This is a genomic window from Falsiroseomonas tokyonensis, from assembly GCF_019024325.1.
Classification (GTDB): domain Bacteria; phylum Pseudomonadota; class Alphaproteobacteria; order Acetobacterales; family Acetobacteraceae; genus Falsiroseomonas; species Falsiroseomonas tokyonensis.
This window is the reverse complement of the sequence record NZ_JAFNJS010000009.1, coordinates 135,137-148,696: the sequence shown is the minus strand read 5'-3', so window position 1 is coordinate 148,696 and position 13,560 is coordinate 135,137. Positions and strand designations below refer to the sequence as shown.

The following is a 13,560-nucleotide window of genomic DNA, read 5'->3' as shown; positions in this document are numbered from 1 at the left end:
CATGGCGGGTCCGCGCTTCCTGCTGCATTTCGCACCGAGAACGCGGGCCTTCCGCATCCTCTGGCTGCTGGAGGAATTCGGCGCCGACTATGCGCTGATCCAGCACGACCTGGAGGCAGGCACCCATAAGCGGCCGGAATTCCTCGCGATCAACCCGGACGGCAAGCTGCCGGTGCTGGAGGATCGCGGGCCGGCCGGCGACTGGACCGGCATCGTGGTTTCCGAAAGCCTGGGCATCTGCGCCTATCTGGACGAACTGCATCCCGGCCTGCTCTCGCCGCCGCCCGGCAATCCGGAACGCGCGCTGTACCAGACGCTGATGGCCTATGGCGCCGGCGTGCTGGAACCGGCGCTGGCCGACAAGGCCTTTCCGCGGGCAGAGCCGCCGCCGGCACGGGCGCTGGGCTGGCCGGATTTCGCCACCGCGCTGGGGCGCATCGAGCGGCAGATCGAGGCCTCCGGCGGCCCCTTCCTGCTCGGCGCGGCGCTGAGCACGGCCGATGTGCTGATCGGCTCCACCCTGCAATATGTGACCGCCTGGGGCATGCTGACGCCCTCTCCGGTCATCGCCTCCTACCTCGCCGCGCTCGAGGCCCGACCCGCGCTGGCAGCCGCCCGCGCCCGGGAAGCGGTGCGCGCATGACGGATTTCCAAGCATGAGCGGCAAGCCCGACCAGACGCGCCAGGAAGAATTCAAGCGGGCCACCGCCGGCGCGGTGCGCGCCATCGCGCGCCAGCCGGAAGTGCAGGTGGCCTATCAGCCAGGCCCCTCCGGCCTCGCCGGCAAGCGCGCCCGCCTGCCGCTGCCGACGCGCGCCTTGCCGCCGGCCGAAATGGCCAAGCTGCGCGGCGCGGCGGACGCCATCGCGCTGAAGCTGCGCCACCATGATGAGGGCGTGCACGCCAACCGGATCCCCGCCCGCCGCGAGGCGCGGGAGGTCTTCGACGCGCTGGAGGATGTGCGGGTCGAGGTGGTGGGCAGCCAGCACATGTCCGGCGTCGCCGCCAATCTGCGCGCCCGGCTGACCGACCAGTGCGAGTCGGAGGGCTACGACCGCATGACGCGGAAGGACCAGCTACCGCTGGCCGCGGCGCTGGGCCTGCTGGCGCGGGAGCGTCTGTCCGGGGAGCCAGCCCCCGCCGCCGCCCAGCGCATCCTCGACATGTGGCGCGACACCATCGGCGAATCCGCCGAGGCTGCGCTGGCCGAGATGGCCGAGCGCAGCACGGACCAGGACGCCTTCGGCCGCGCCGCCCGCAAGCTGCTGGCCGCGCTCGACCTGGCCGAGGCCGAAGTGGAGACCGAGGCCGAGCAGGATGAGGAGGAGGGCGAGGGCGGCGAGACCACCTCGCAGCAGGACCAGTCCGGCGAGGGCGAATCCCAGGCCCAGGACACCGAGAGCATGCTCGGCGCCCAGCCCGAGACCATGCAGGGCGACGCCGCCGAGGATGAGGGCCAGGAGGGCGAGGAGGAAGGCGCCGCCGCCGAGGGCGACGACCGCCCGGGCGGACCGCAGCAGCGCAAGGAGGTGCCGGCCACCGACGACGCCTCCATCTACCGCGCCTACAACAAGGCCTTCGACGAGGTCGTCGAGGCCGATGACCTGTGTGACGCGGATGAGCTCGCCCGCCTCCGCCAGCAGCTCGACCAGCAGCTGTCCCACCTGCAGGGCGTGGTTTCCAAGCTGGCGAACCGGCTGCAGCGCCGGCTGATGGCGCAGCAGCAGCGCGCCTGGGAATTCGACCTGGAGGAGGGGATCCTGGACGTGGCGCGGCTGGCGCGCGTCGTGGTGAACCCGATGCAGTCGCTGTCCTACAAGAAGGAGCGCGAGGCGGATTTCCGGGACACGGTGGTGACCCTGCTGATCGACAATTCCGGCTCCATGCGCGGCCGGCCGATCACCGTGGCCGCCATGTGCTGCGACATCCTGGCCCGCACGCTGGAGCGCTGCTCGGTGAAGGTCGAGATCCTGGGCTTCACCACCCGCGCCTGGAAAGGCGGCCAGAGCCGCGAGCGCTGGGTGCAGGAGGGCAAGCCGCGCAATCCGGGCCGGCTGAACGACCTGCGCCACGTCATCTACAAGTCGGCCGACGCCCCCTGGCGCCGCGCCCGCAAGAACCTCGGCCTGATGCTGCGCGAGGGGCTGCTGAAGGAGAACATCGACGGCGAGGCGCTGGAATGGGCCTACAAGCGCCTGCTGACCCGCACCGAGCATCGCCGCATCCTGATGGTGATCTCGGACGGCGCGCCGGTGGATGACAGCACCCTGTCCGTGAACCCCGGCAACTATCTGGAGCGCCACCTGCGCAAGGTGATCGGCGAGATCGAGGGCCGCGAGGCGGTGGAGCTGATCGCCATCGGCATCGGCCACGACGTCACCCGCTACTACCGCCGCGCGGTGACCATCGTGGATGCGGAGGAGCTGGGCGGCACCATGATGAAGAAGCTCGCCGAGCTCTTCGACGAGGATGCGGCGCTGGCCTGGCAGCGGGCCGCTTCCGAACGCGCGCCCCTGGTCGCCTGACCACCCGCCGCGGTCTTCTGCTGGGCGCCGCCGCCGCGCTGGCGGCGCTGCCCAGCTGCGGGAAGGGGGCGGAGCCGCCGCTCACCCGCCGGCTCGACCTGCCGGAGGGCCCCTTCGGCGCGCTCCGGCTGCTCGGCGGCCTGGAGATCAACACCGGCGTGCTGGGCTTCGGCGGGCTGTCCGGGCTGCATCTGGCGCCAGACCTGACGCTGACCGCCATCAGCGATCGCGCGCGCTTCGTCGAGATGCGGCTGGCGCTGGATGAGGGGCTGCGGCCCCTGAACCTTTCGCTGATCCGCAGTGGCTTTTTGCGGGACGAGCGGGGCCGCGCCATGCCGCCCGGCCGCGCGGCGGATGCGGAGGCGCTGGCGCGGCTGCCGGACGGCACCTGGCTGGTGGGTTTCGAGCGCCGGCACCGCATCGCCGCCTATGCCAGCTGGACGGGCCCCGCCCGCCCCATGCCCGCCCCGCCGGGACTCGATCGCTCGCCCGGCAATGCCGCGCTGGAATCCCTGGCGGTGCTGGCGGATGGGCGCTGGCTGGCGCTGTCCGAGGGGCTGCCCTGGGGTCCGGGCGAGCCCGGCGACCTTACCGGCTGGATCGGCGGCCCCGACTCCTGGCGCGCCTTCGGCTATCGTCCCGCTGCCGGCCATGTGCCGGTGGATGCGGCGGCGCTGCCGGATGGCGGCGCGCTGGTGCTGGAGCGGTCCTTCGGCCTGCTGGCCGGCTTTGGCGGCCGTCTGCTGCGCCTGGCCCCCGACCAGCTGCGCCAGGCCAGCCAGGGCCGACTGGTGCAGGGCGAGGTCCTGCTGCGCCTGGAGCCCCCGTTGCCGGTCGACAATTACGAGGGTGTGGCGGTGCTGGAGCGAGAGGGCCGCGTGCTGGTGGCGCTGATCTCCGACGACAATGAAAGCCTCTGGCAGCGCAGCCTGCTGCTGCTGTTCGAGGCGCCCAGCTGATCCCGATCAGGCCGCGTCGAGCAGCCGTGTGCGCGGCAGGGTGAGCCAGGCGCGGGCGCCGATGCCGGGGGCGCTTTCCAGGCGGATGTCGCCGCCATGCGCCGCGGCCAGGGAACGCGCCAGGGTCAGGCCGAGGTCCAGCCCGCGTGAGCCATTGCCGGCGCCGAGGCCGGACTGCTGGCTGGGGCTGGCGGATTCCGGCACCAGGTCCTGCGCCGGCAGGCCATCGCCCTCATCCTCCACCACGATGGCGACCGTTTCCGATCCCAGCACATGGCGCAGCGCCACCACATCGCCGTCGCGGGAATGGCGCGCGGCGCGGCGCAGCAGGGCGGCCAGCGCGCCTTCCAGCGCGCGGCTATCGGCACGCACGCGCAGCGCCCGCAGATCGGGCTCCACCTGCCAATGGCGGCGGCCGGCGCCCAGCTGGGCGCTGACGCCGGCGACTGCGGCATCGATCACAGGGCCGAGCAGGGCCGGGGCCTCGTGCAGGGAGCGGGGGGAGGGTTCGGTGGCGAAGTCGGCCAGGTCATCGGCCAGGCGCAGCAATTGTTGGGCGACCGCCTTCAGCTGGGTTTCCTCGCCCGCACGGCGGGGGGCGGGGCTTTCGTCCGCGGCCTGCGCCATCAGCGCCAGGCCCGGCCCCCGCAATTCCTGCGCGGCCAGCGAAAGGCAGCGCCCCCGTGCGGCGGCAAGGCGTTCGGCCGAGGCGACGCGATCCCGCGATTGGAGGAGGGCGCTGCGGACCCACAAGGCGCAGGCGATCCAGGCTCCGAGGACCAGGAGGGCGACGGCAAGGTGCGACTCGGTTGGCATCGCCGGAAGCTTGGCGCCGCGCCGGTTGCCGCGCGGTTAATGCACCGTCCGCATCGCGCCCAACCACACGATTTCGTGTCGGGCGGCCAGGGGGTGCCCCATGACGGTGGGGTCGCCCTGAACGGCTGGCGCGGGCGCCCTGGCCCGCGCCGCCGGATCAGGCAGCGGCCTTCTTGTCCCGCGCGCGCTCCAGCCGGCGCTTCAGCACCAGCGCCTCGACCGGCAGGCGGCGGTCCGGGGTGCCGAGCAGGAAGGAGTCGAGACCCCCATTGTGCTCCACCGTGCGGATGCCGTTCACCGTCAGGCGCATCCGGACCGGCGTGCCCAGGATGTCCGAGAAGAACGACGTCTCCTGCATGTTCGGCAGGAAGCGCCGGCGCGTCTTGTTGTTGGCGTGGCTGACGTTGTTGCCCGTCAGCACGCCCTTGCCGGTGATACCGCAGCGGCGGGCCATGACTCATCAATCCCGAAAAGCACACGCGCGGGTCCTGGGCCGAGTGGTCCAGGCAGCCGCGCGCGGAAGTGGTCCGGAGCCGGGGCGTATCGCGGATCGCGCCCGGTTCGTCAAGCCTGGGGCCGGCCCCAGCTCAGGGATTAGCCGCCTGCTCGGCTTCCGACGCGCGCCGCATCTCCGCCAATTCGCCGGCTTCGACCGAGGCGAGGGCGCTGCGCAGCACGCCGGCCACCGCGCGGTCGTCCATGCTGCGCGCCAGCATGCCGAGCGAGCCGCCGAGCAGGGCCGAGGCGATGGAGATCGGGTCGATGCCCTGCTCGATCATGTATTCGATGGCCTTGTCCACCACCGAACCGGCATGGCTGAGATCTTCAGGGGCCTCGCCCTGGGGGTCGAACTGCATAGGCGGCCTCCTCAATGAATCGGGACATAGGCAGGCGGGCGCGGCATGGGAACCCCCCTCAGGCGGGCAGCTTCGATGCCGCCTGAATGCCCTTGGCGGCTTCCGCCGCCTGGATCCCCGTGGCGGCTTCCGCCGCCTGGGCCGCCGCGGCGGCCTCCGCCGCCGCCACCGCCTCGGACTGGCGGCGCCACATGGCGGCATAGAGGCCATCGGCGGCGATCAGCGCGGCATGCGAACCCCGCTCCGCCACCTGGCCTTCCTGCAGCACCAGGATCTCGTCCGCATCCACCACGGTGGACAGGCGATGGGCGATGACCAGGGTGGTGCGGCCGCGGGCGGCGTCGCGCAGCGCGGCCTGGATGTCCTGCTCGGTGCGGGTATCCAGGGCGCTGGTCGCCTCGTCCAGGATGACGATGCGGGGGTTCTTCAGCAGGGTGCGGGCGATGGCCACGCGCTGCTTCTCGCCGCCCGAAAGCTTCAAGCCGCGCTCGCCCACCTTGGTGTCGTAGCCATCCGGCAGGCGCAGCACGAAGTCGTGCACCTGGGCGGCACGGGCGGCGGCCTCCACCTCCTCCTGCGTCGCGCCGGGGCGGCCATAGGCGATGTTGTAGCGGATGGTGTCGTTGAACAGCACGGTGTCCTGCGGCACCACGCCGATGGCGGCGCGGACGCTGTCCTGCTGCACTTCCCGCACATCCTGCCCGTCGATCAGCACGCGCCCGCCGGTCGCGTCATAGAAGCGGAACAGCAGGCGGCTGATGGTGGACTTGCCCGCGCCCGTGGGACCCACGATGGCCAGCGTCCGGCCCGGCGGCACGGTGAAGCTGACGCCCTTCAGGATTTCCCGGTCCGGCCGGTAGCCGAAGCGCACATTCTCGAAGCGCACCTCGCCGCCGGTCGCGACCAGGGCCGGCGCACCGGGCGCGTCCGCCACCTCGCGGTCCTCCCGCATCAGGGCGAACATGGCTTCCATGTCCACCAGCCCCTGCTTGATCTCGCGATAGGCGAAGCCGAGGAAATTCAGCGGCTGGAACAGCTGGATCATGTAGGTGTTGACCAGCACGAAGTCGCCTACCGTCATGCCGCCGCCGGAAACACGGCCGGCGGCCATCATCATCACCACCGTCAGGCCGACCGCGATCACCGCCTGCTGGCCGAAGTTCAGCGCGTTCAGGCTGACCTCGGACCGCGAATAGGCGCGCTCGTAGCGTTCCATGCTGGCGTCGTAGCGCCGGGCCTCGTGCCGCTCATTGCCGAAATACTTCACCGTCTCGAAGTTCAGAAGGCTGTCGACGGCGCGGGTATTGGCCTCGGTATCCGTGTCGTTCATCGCGCGGCGGAAGCGCAGGCGCCATTCGGTGAACATCAGCGTAAAGGCGATGTAGATGCCGACCGTCACCAGGATGACGAAGCTGAAGCTGAAGTCGAACATGCCCCAGAGGATCGCCGCCACCAGCAGGATCTCGAAGATCGTCGGCACGATGTTGAAGAGGAGAAAATCCAGCACGAAGGTCATGCCGCGGGTGCCGCGTTCCAGCACGCGGGACAGGCCGCCGGTCTGCCGGTCCAGGTGGAAGCGCAGGGACAGGGCATGCAGGTGCTGGAAGACCTGCAGCGCGATGCGCCGCATGGCGCGCGCCTGCACCTTCACGAAGATGGCGTCGCGCGCCTCGTTGAAGGCGGAGCTGGTCAGCCGCAACAGGCCATAGGCCAGCACCAGGGCGATGGGCACCACGGCAATGCCCGCCGCAACCCCGGCCTCCGGCGCCAGGGCATCCACCGCGCGGGCGAAGGCGATGGGCACCACCACATTGGCGGCCTTGGCGAAGACCAGGAGCACCAGGCTGGCCACCACGCGCAGGCGCAGCCCCAACTCTCCTTTCGGCCACAGATAGGGGGCAAGCGTCAGCAGCGTGCGCAGATGGCCACGCTCGCGGGGTTGGTCGGTCCGCACAGGAAAGCTCCGGAAGCCAGTTGGTCAGCAGATGGGGCTTCTAGCGCCGGGCGCAAAGCGCCGCACGGGCTTCCGTGCCATGCGCTGTGCGCGCTACAGGGCCCCATGCCCCCCACCGACCCGCCGCCCGATCCTGCTCTCGCCCGCTTCGAGCGACATATCCAGGCCTGCAACAACATCGCCTCCCCCGCCCATCTCCTCCGCTTCCGGATCGGGGAGGCGCAGGTCGGCTGGGTGGGGGGGGACCTGGCCCGGGCGCTGGCCTTCTACCCGCGGGACTTCCATTTCGACCACCAGGGCGTGGCGCTGGCCGGCCGCCTGCGCGCACCCGGCGCCCGCAGCCATGCCCTGGCGGAGGTCGCCAAGGGCCTGGCCGGGCGGGGCCACCTGGCGCTGCGGGGCGAGCTTTTCGATATCCGCGCGACGCCGGAGGGCCCGGTGCTGGCGCAGCTGGACCGCGGCGCCATGCCGGCCTTCGGCGCCATCTCCCAGGGCGTGCATGTGAACGGCTTCGTCCGGCGGGCGGAGGGCCTGCACCTCTGGGTTGGCTTCCGGTCCCGCCACAAATCGGTGGCGCCCGGGCAGATCGACAATGTGGTGGCCGGTGGCATCCCGGCCGGGCTGTCGGCGGCGGAGACGCTGGTGAAGGAAGCGGCGGAGGAGGCCTCGATCCCGCCCGAGGTCGCCGCCCGGGCGCAGCCGGTGGGTCGCGTCTCCTACGTCATGGCGACGCCGGAGGGGCTGCGGCGGGACGTGCTGCATTGCCACGACCTGGAACTGCCCGACGGCCTGGTGCCGCGCCCGCATGACGAGGAGGTGGAGCGTTTCGAGCTATGGCCCGCGCAACGCCTGCTGGCGGAGGTGCGCGACCGCGACCAGGTGAAGTTCAACGTGAACCTTGTGCTGATCGACTTCTTCCTGCGGCACGGGCTGATCGATGCGGCGGCGCCGGGGGCGGAGTTCCTGCGCGCCGGGCTCGATCAGGTGGCGTGAGCCTCGGCCGGCGCGCGCATCTGGTGGCAGAGTTCCTCCAGCGTCACCGCCGAGAGATCCGATTCCATCGCCGCCTCGGCCGAGTCGAAGGCGCGGCGGAGGATGGTGGGGATGGCCGGCGCGGGGCCCTGCTCGCTGCGGGCGGGGCCGCGATGCACCGGCAGAAGCGGCAGGCCCTTGCGGCGCATGGCCTGCCAGATATGGCCCAGCGTGATGTCGCCGGGCGGCCGGGCGAGCTCAGCGCCGCCCGGGCCGCGGCGGATCCGGATCAGGCCGGCGCGGGCCAGTTGCCCCGCCAGGCGCCGGATGACCACCGGGTTGGTCCCCACGCTTTCCGCGAGGCGACCACTGGTGAGCTGGCCGCCAGGCGCGGTGGCCAGCAGAAGAAGGATGTGCACAGCGACTGCGAAGCGTGTGGCGACCATGGCTTGTTACACGCATGGCGCAGCCATTGGTTCCGCCATATGCGAAACACTTGACCAACCAGTGAACACACAGCGAACATGCGCCATGTCCGCAGCTTCGCCCCCCGCCTCGCTCCTGTCCTCGCCCGCCCTGCTTCCCGCCGAGCGCACCCTGTCCGTCTGCCGCGCCGCCGCGCGCTTCTGCGCCCAGCGCGGCTGGGCCCCGGTGCGGGAGATGCCGCTGCCGAACGGGCGGCGCGCGGATATCCTGGCGCTGCAGCCGGATGGCGGCTTCGTGGTGCTGGAGGTGAAGTCCTGCGCCCGGGATTTCCTCAGCGACGGCAAGTGGCCGGAGTACAGGGATTTCTGTGACCGGCTGTACTTCGCCGTCGACCTCGACTTCCCCGAGGAGTTGCTGCCGGAGGATGTCGGCCTGGTGGTGGCGGAGGGGCCGGAGGCCAGCCTGGTGCGGGAAGCCCCCGCCCATCCCCTGGCCCCGGCGCGGCGGCGGTCGCTGCTGCACCGCTATGCCGTGGTGGCCGCCGCCCGCCTGGCCGGGCTGCAGGACCCCGCCGGCCAGGCCGAGATCCGCGCCGCGCTGCGGGCGGAGTAGCGTCTAAAGCGCGCGCCAGCCGATGTCGCGCCGCGCGAATCCCTCCGGCCAGTCGATGGCCTCCACCGCCTGGTAGGCAGCATCGCGCGCCGCGCGCAGCGTGGCCCCGCTGGCCTGCACCGCCAGCACGCGGCCGCCATTGGCCCGCACCGCCCCCGCCGCGTCGCGGCTGGTGCCGGCATGGAAGATCTGCACGCCAGGGATGGCGGCGGCGGCCTGCAGGCCCCGGATCTCGGTGCCGCGGCGGGGCGTGCCGGGGTAACCCTCGGCGGCCAGGATCACCACCAGGCTATGGGCGGCCGCCCAGTCCAGCGAGAGGCCGGCCAGGCTGCCGGTGGCGGCGGCGGCGAGCACGGGCAGCAGGTCGGAGCGCAGCAGGGGCAGCAGCGTCTCGCATTCCGGATCGCCGAAGCGGACGTTGTATTCGATGAGTTTCGGGCCGGAGGCCGTGAGCATCAGCCCGGCAAAGAGCACGCCGCGGAAGGGGGTGCCGCGCCGGGCCATTTCCGCCAGTGTCGGACGGATGAAACGCGCCATCACCTCGTCGCGCAGGGAATCGGTGAAGGCTGGGGCGGGGGAATAGGCACCCATGCCGCCGGTATTGGGGCCGGTATCGCCGTCGCCCACGCGCTTGTGGTCCTGGGCCGCACCGAAGGCCAGCGCCTCCGTGCCGTCGCACAGGGCGAAGAAGGAAACCTCCTCGCCCTGCAAAAATTCCTCGATGACCACGGCGGCGCCGGCGCTGCCATGGATGCGGTCCTCCATGATGGCGGCGATGGCGGCCTCGGCCTCGGCCGGGGTCATGGCCACCACCACCCCCTTGCCGGCGGCCAGGCCATCCGCCTTCACCACGATCGGCGCGCCCTTTTCGGACAGCCAGGCGCGGGCGGCGCCGGCCTCCTCGAATCGGGCCCAGGCGGCGGTGGGCACGCCGGCGGCATCCGCGACTTCCTTGCAGAAGGCCTTGCTGCCCTCGAGCTGCGCGGCGGCGGCGGAGGGGCCGAAGCAGGCGATGCCGGCGGCGGCGCAGGCATCCGCCAGGCCCAGCGTCAGCGGCGCCTCCGGCCCCGCCACCACCAGATCCACCGCCTTGTCCCGCGCGAAGGCGACAAGGGCAGAAATATCTTCGGCGCCGATGGCGACGCATTCGGCCACGGCGGCGATGCCCGGATTGCCCGGGGCGCACCACAGTTTTGCCAGCTGCGGCGACTGCGCGATCTTCCAGCACAGCGCGTGTTCCCGGCCGCCGCCACCCACCACCAGCACCCGCATCACGATCTCTCCGCCCCGCTTCGCGCAGGCGGCCCCTTAGCATAGGGTCCGGCCATGGACACGACGCCCACCCCCGCTGCCAGCAACGTTCCCGAATACGCCGTCTCCGAAATCGCCGGCGCCGTGCGCCGCACGCTGGAGGGCGCCTTCGGCCGGGTCCGGGTGCGGGGCGAGGTGTGCGAGGCGAAGCGCTATCCCTCCGGCCACTGGTACCTCTCGCTGAAGGATGAGAATGCCAAGCTGGAATCGGTGATCTGGAAGACCACCGTGCCGCGGCTGGCGATCCAGCCGGAGAATGGCGTGGAGGTCATCGCCACCGGCCGCATCACCACCTACGCCGACCGGTCGAAATACCAGCTAGTGATCGACCGACTGGAATTCGCCGGCGAGGGTGCGCTGCTGGCGCGCATCGAAATGCTGCGCAAGAAGCTGCTGGCCGAGGGGCTGTTCGAGGAGGATCGGAAACGGCCGCTGCCGCGCCTGCCCGCCGTGGTCGGCGTGGTCAGCAGCGAGGCCGGCGCCGTCATCCAGGATATCCGCACCACCATCCTGCGGCGCTTTCCGCGCCGCGTGATCCTTTGGCCGGTGGCGGTACAGGGGAAGGGGGGGGCGGAAAAAATCGCCGCTGCCATCGCCGGCTTCAATGCGCTGCCGGCCGGCGGGCCGATTCCACGCCCCGATGTGCTGATCGTGGCGCGCGGCGGCGGCAGCCTGGAGGATCTGATGGCCTTCAACGAGGAGGTGGTGGTGCGCGCCGCTGCCGCCTCCGCCATCCCGCTGATCTCCGCCGTGGGGCATGAGACCGACACCACGCTGATCGATTTCGCCTCCGACCGCCGCGCGCCCACGCCGACCGCGGCGGCGGAACTGGCCGTGCCGGCGCGGGCCGACCTGCTGGCCGACCTGGCGCAGCGGGAGGCGCGGCTGCGGGGTGCCATGGTGCGGCAGATGCGGGCGGCGGAGACGGTGCTGCTGCGCCTGGAACGCCGCCTGCCGGATGTGCCGGCCCGCGTCGCGGATCTGCGCCGCCGGCTGGACGAGGCGGAGGAGGGATTGGCCCCCGCCTTGGCCAGCTTCGTCAGGCGGCGGCATGAGGCGCTGGCCCGGCTGCCCATCCCACACCCCCGCGCCGGCATCGCCGCCCGCCGCGCCACCCTGGCCCTGCTGGAGGGCCGCAAGGGCGCCGCCTTCGCCCGGCTGGTGCAGCGCGCCCAGGGCGCCCGCGCCCTGCAGGCTTTTTCCGCCGCGCCTTTGGCCGGGCTGCTGCGGGAAAAGGCGGCGCGGCTGGCCGGGCTTGCGGCGCGGCTGGAGTCCGGGTCCTACCAATCCGTCCTGGCCCGCGGCTTTGCTTTGGTGCGGGATGCGCAAGGCCATGCCCTGACCCGTGCGGCGCAGGTCGCCCCTGGCGCGAAACTCCAGGTCGCCTTCGCAGATGGAGAGGTGGCCGCCACGGCCGAGGGCGAGGCGCTGAAGCGCGGCCGAAGCCCCAAAACCCCGCCGGCGCAGGAGTCCCTGCTTTGATCGCTCGTCGCCTTCTTCTCGCAAGCCCCGCTCTGCTGCTGGCCCGTCGCGCCGTGGCCCAGGAGCTCACCTGGAATGGCGTGCCCGCGCAGGGCGGGCTGCTGCGCGGCCAGGCGCTGGCCGGCACGCGGCTGGCGCTGGACGGGCGCGCGGTGCGCGTTTCCCCGGAAGGCTATTTCGCCCTCGGCTTCAGCCGCGACCACGACCCCAGCGCCACCCTGTCCATCACCAAGCCCGATGGGCGGCGGGAGGAGATGCGCCTGCCGGTGGCGAAGCGCGACTGGGACGTGCAGCGCATCACCGGCCTGCCGGGCGCCATGGTGACGCCGGACGAGGCGGCGCTGCGCCGGATCACGGCGGAACGCGCCCAGCTCGCCGCCGCGCGGGGGGTGGACAATGCCGGCACCGGCTTCATGGCGCCGATGGCCTGGCCGGCGCGCGGGCGCATCAGCGGCATCTATGGCAGCCAGCGCATCCTGAACGGCCAGCCGCGCCAGCCGCATTACGGGCTGGATATCGCGGCGCCCACCGGCACGCCGATTTCCGCCGCCCTGCCGGGGCGCGTCACGCTCTCGGGCGATTTCTTCTTCTTCGGCCAGATCCTGGTGCTGGACCATGGGCATGGCGTGAACACGCTCTATGCCCATCTGTCCCAGCGCATTGCGAATGAGGGCGATGTGGTGGCGCGCGGCGACCGGATCGCACTGATGGGCGCGACAGGCCGCGTCACCGGGCCGCATCTGCATTTCTCTCTGTCCTGGTATCAGACCTTCCTCGATCCGCAGCCGCTGTTGCCGGCTGAACAAGGGTGACGCCCATGCGCTTCGCACATTATCCCTCGCTGGCCGGCAAGGTGGTGCTGGTCACCGGCGGCGCCTCCGGCATCGGGGCGGAGATCGTGGCGCAATTCGCGCAGCAGGAGGCGCGGGTCGCCTTCCTCGATTTCGACGATGCCGGCGGCCGGCGCGTGGCGGCCGAGACGGGCGCGCTGTTCCTGCATTGCGACCTGCGCGACATCGCCGCGCTGCGGGAGGCCATCGCCCATGTGGCACGGACCCTGGGCGCGGTGCAGGTGCTGGTGAACAACGCCGCGCGCGACGACCGCCACGGCCTCGAGACGGTCGAGCCCGACTACTGGGACGAGCGCATGGCGACCAACCTGCGCCACATGTTCTTCTGCGCCCAGGCCGTGGCGCCGGAGATGCGCAAGGCGGGGGCGGGGTCCATCATCAACATGGGCAGCGTCAGCTGGATGTCCGGCCAGGGCGGCATGCCGGCCTATACGGCGGCGAAATCCGCCGTGCGCGGCCTGACCCGTGGCCTGGCGCGGGACCTCGGCGTGGATGGGATCAGGGTGAACGAGGTGGTGCCCGGCTGGGTCTTCACCGAGCGCCAGGAGGCGCTCTGGGCGACGCCGGAGGCGGTGGAGCGGCACATGCAGAAGCAATGCCTGAAGCGCAAGGTGATGCCGCCCGATATCGCCCGCATGGTGCTGTGGCTGGCCGCCGATGACAGCGCCATGGTCACGGCGCAGTATTTCGTGGTGGATGGCGGCGGGATCTGATCCCGCCTGCGGATTCGCGTTTGGCTCCGCGTTGCGCCGCGCTAGAGCACGATCCGTCCTCTCGGACGGATCTCGTGCTCTA

At 71.8% G+C, this 13,560-nt stretch carries 14 protein-coding genes; 8 read left to right on the top strand and 6 right to left on the bottom strand.

What is annotated here, in order from left to right; all coding sequences use genetic code 11:
* Position 1: 1 nt before the first annotated feature.
* The 3 genes from J3S20_RS24620 to J3S20_RS24610 all read left to right on the top strand — a co-directional run bounded on the left by J3S20_RS24620 (position 2) and on the right by J3S20_RS24610 (position 3,484).
* Positions 2-643, top strand: a complete 642-nt coding sequence (locus J3S20_RS24620) for a glutathione S-transferase family protein (protein ID WP_216839560.1) — start codon at positions 2-4, stop codon at positions 641-643.
* Positions 644-656: 13 nt separating this feature from the next.
* Entirely contained in the window at positions 657-2,525 is a 1,869-nt protein-coding gene (gene cobT, locus J3S20_RS24615) for a cobaltochelatase subunit CobT (protein WP_216839559.1), read from the top strand.
* A 158-nt stretch (positions 2,526-2,683) separates the two neighbouring features.
* Complete coding sequence (locus J3S20_RS24610) at positions 2,684-3,484, top strand: esterase-like activity of phytase family protein (RefSeq protein ID WP_216839558.1); 801 nt, start codon at positions 2,684-2,686, stop codon at positions 3,482-3,484.
* A gap of 6 nt (positions 3,485-3,490) precedes the next feature.
* Here J3S20_RS24610 and J3S20_RS24605 read toward each other — a convergent pair whose 3' ends face one another.
* The 4 genes from J3S20_RS24605 to J3S20_RS24590 form a co-directional block, all read right to left on the bottom strand.
* Positions 3,491-4,300 (bottom strand): sensor histidine kinase, encoded by an 810-nt coding sequence (locus J3S20_RS24605; protein ID WP_216839557.1) that lies wholly within the window; start codon positions 4,298-4,300, stop codon positions 3,491-3,493.
* A gap of 157 nt (positions 4,301-4,457) precedes the next feature.
* Entirely contained in the window at positions 4,458-4,754 is a 297-nt protein-coding gene (gene rpmB / locus J3S20_RS24600; protein ID WP_216839556.1) for a 50S ribosomal protein L28, read from the bottom strand.
* A gap of 133 nt (positions 4,755-4,887) precedes the next feature.
* Entirely contained in the window at positions 4,888-5,157 is a 270-nt protein-coding gene (locus tag J3S20_RS24595; RefSeq protein ID WP_216839555.1) for a hypothetical protein, read from the bottom strand.
* Positions 5,158-5,215: 58 nt separating this feature from the next.
* Positions 5,216-7,111: an ABCB family ABC transporter ATP-binding protein/permease gene (locus tag J3S20_RS24590; RefSeq protein WP_343215296.1), complete on the bottom strand. Its 1,896-nt coding sequence runs from the start codon at positions 7,109-7,111 to the stop codon at positions 5,216-5,218.
* A 105-nt stretch (positions 7,112-7,216) separates the two neighbouring features.
* Between J3S20_RS24590 and J3S20_RS24585 the strand changes: the two genes are divergently transcribed.
* A complete protein-coding gene (locus tag J3S20_RS24585) occupies positions 7,217-8,104 on the top strand; it encodes an NUDIX hydrolase (RefSeq protein WP_216839554.1) in 888 nt (295 codons plus the stop codon).
* On the opposite strand, the gene J3S20_RS24580 is transcribed toward J3S20_RS24585, so the two are convergent.
* Positions 8,092-8,529 (bottom strand): Rrf2 family transcriptional regulator, encoded by a 438-nt coding sequence (locus J3S20_RS24580; RefSeq protein ID WP_216839553.1) that lies wholly within the window; start codon positions 8,527-8,529, stop codon positions 8,092-8,094. The two genes, J3S20_RS24585 and J3S20_RS24580, sit on opposite strands and share 13 nt — an antisense overlap.
* A gap of 85 nt (positions 8,530-8,614) precedes the next feature.
* Here J3S20_RS24580 and J3S20_RS24575 point away from each other — a divergent pair, with 85 nt between their 5' ends.
* Positions 8,615-9,121: an MmcB family DNA repair protein gene (locus J3S20_RS24575; RefSeq protein ID WP_216839552.1), complete on the top strand. Its 507-nt coding sequence runs from the start codon at positions 8,615-8,617 to the stop codon at positions 9,119-9,121.
* 3 nt (positions 9,122-9,124) lie between these two features.
* Here the strand turns inward: J3S20_RS24575 and purD are convergent, their stop codons facing one another.
* Positions 9,125-10,393 carry a phosphoribosylamine--glycine ligase gene (gene purD / locus J3S20_RS24570; protein ID WP_216839619.1) on the bottom strand — a complete coding sequence of 423 codons (1,269 nt, stop codon included), beginning with the start codon at positions 10,391-10,393 and terminating at the stop codon, positions 9,125-9,127.
* Between the two features lie 54 nt (positions 10,394-10,447).
* Here purD and xseA point away from each other — a divergent pair, with 54 nt between their 5' ends.
* From xseA to J3S20_RS24555, 3 genes are read left to right on the top strand one after another with little or no spacing between them, the layout of a single operon-like run.
* The gene (xseA, locus tag J3S20_RS24565; RefSeq protein ID WP_216839551.1) at positions 10,448-11,914 is read left to right on the top strand and encodes an exodeoxyribonuclease VII large subunit; all 1,467 of its coding nucleotides are present in this window, start codon (positions 10,448-10,450) and stop codon (positions 11,912-11,914) included.
* Positions 11,911-12,726, top strand: a complete 816-nt coding sequence (locus tag J3S20_RS24560; protein WP_216839549.1) for a M23 family metallopeptidase — start codon at positions 11,911-11,913, stop codon at positions 12,724-12,726. The genes xseA and J3S20_RS24560 overlap by 4 nt, the downstream gene beginning before the upstream one ends.
* Positions 12,727-12,731: 5 nt before the next feature.
* A complete protein-coding gene (locus J3S20_RS24555) occupies positions 12,732-13,478 on the top strand; it encodes an SDR family NAD(P)-dependent oxidoreductase (protein ID WP_216839547.1) in 747 nt (248 codons plus the stop codon).
* Positions 13,479-13,560 lie beyond the last annotated feature (82 nt).

Excerpts from the sequence above, each read along its gene's own strand:
- J3S20_RS24620 (WP_216839560.1), top strand. The coding sequence starts at position 2 with ATGGCGGGTCCGCGCTTCCTGCTGCATTTCGCACCGAGAACGCGGGCC.
- cobT (WP_216839559.1), top strand. The coding sequence starts at position 657 with ATGAGCGGCAAGCCCGACCAGACGCGCCAGGAAGAATTCAAGCGGGCC.
- J3S20_RS24605 (WP_216839557.1), bottom strand. The coding sequence starts at position 4,300 with ATGCCAACCGAGTCGCACCTTGCCGTCGCCCTCCTGGTCCTCGGAGCC.
- rpmB (WP_216839556.1), bottom strand. The coding sequence starts at position 4,754 with ATGGCCCGCCGCTGCGGTATCACCGGCAAGGGCGTGCTGACGGGCAAC.
- J3S20_RS24595 (WP_216839555.1), bottom strand. The coding sequence starts at position 5,157 with ATGCAGTTCGACCCCCAGGGCGAGGCCCCTGAAGATCTCAGCCATGCC.
- J3S20_RS24585 (WP_216839554.1), top strand. The coding sequence starts at position 7,217 with ATGCCCCCCACCGACCCGCCGCCCGATCCTGCTCTCGCCCGCTTCGAG.
- J3S20_RS24580 (WP_216839553.1), bottom strand. The coding sequence starts at position 8,529 with ATGGTCGCCACACGCTTCGCAGTCGCTGTGCACATCCTTCTTCTGCTG.
- J3S20_RS24575 (WP_216839552.1), top strand. The coding sequence starts at position 8,615 with ATGTCCGCAGCTTCGCCCCCCGCCTCGCTCCTGTCCTCGCCCGCCCTG.
- purD (WP_216839619.1), bottom strand. The coding sequence starts at position 10,393 with ATGCGGGTGCTGGTGGTGGGTGGCGGCGGCCGGGAACACGCGCTGTGC.
- xseA (WP_216839551.1), top strand. The coding sequence starts at position 10,448 with ATGGACACGACGCCCACCCCCGCTGCCAGCAACGTTCCCGAATACGCC.
- J3S20_RS24555 (WP_216839547.1), top strand. The coding sequence starts at position 12,732 with ATGCGCTTCGCACATTATCCCTCGCTGGCCGGCAAGGTGGTGCTGGTC.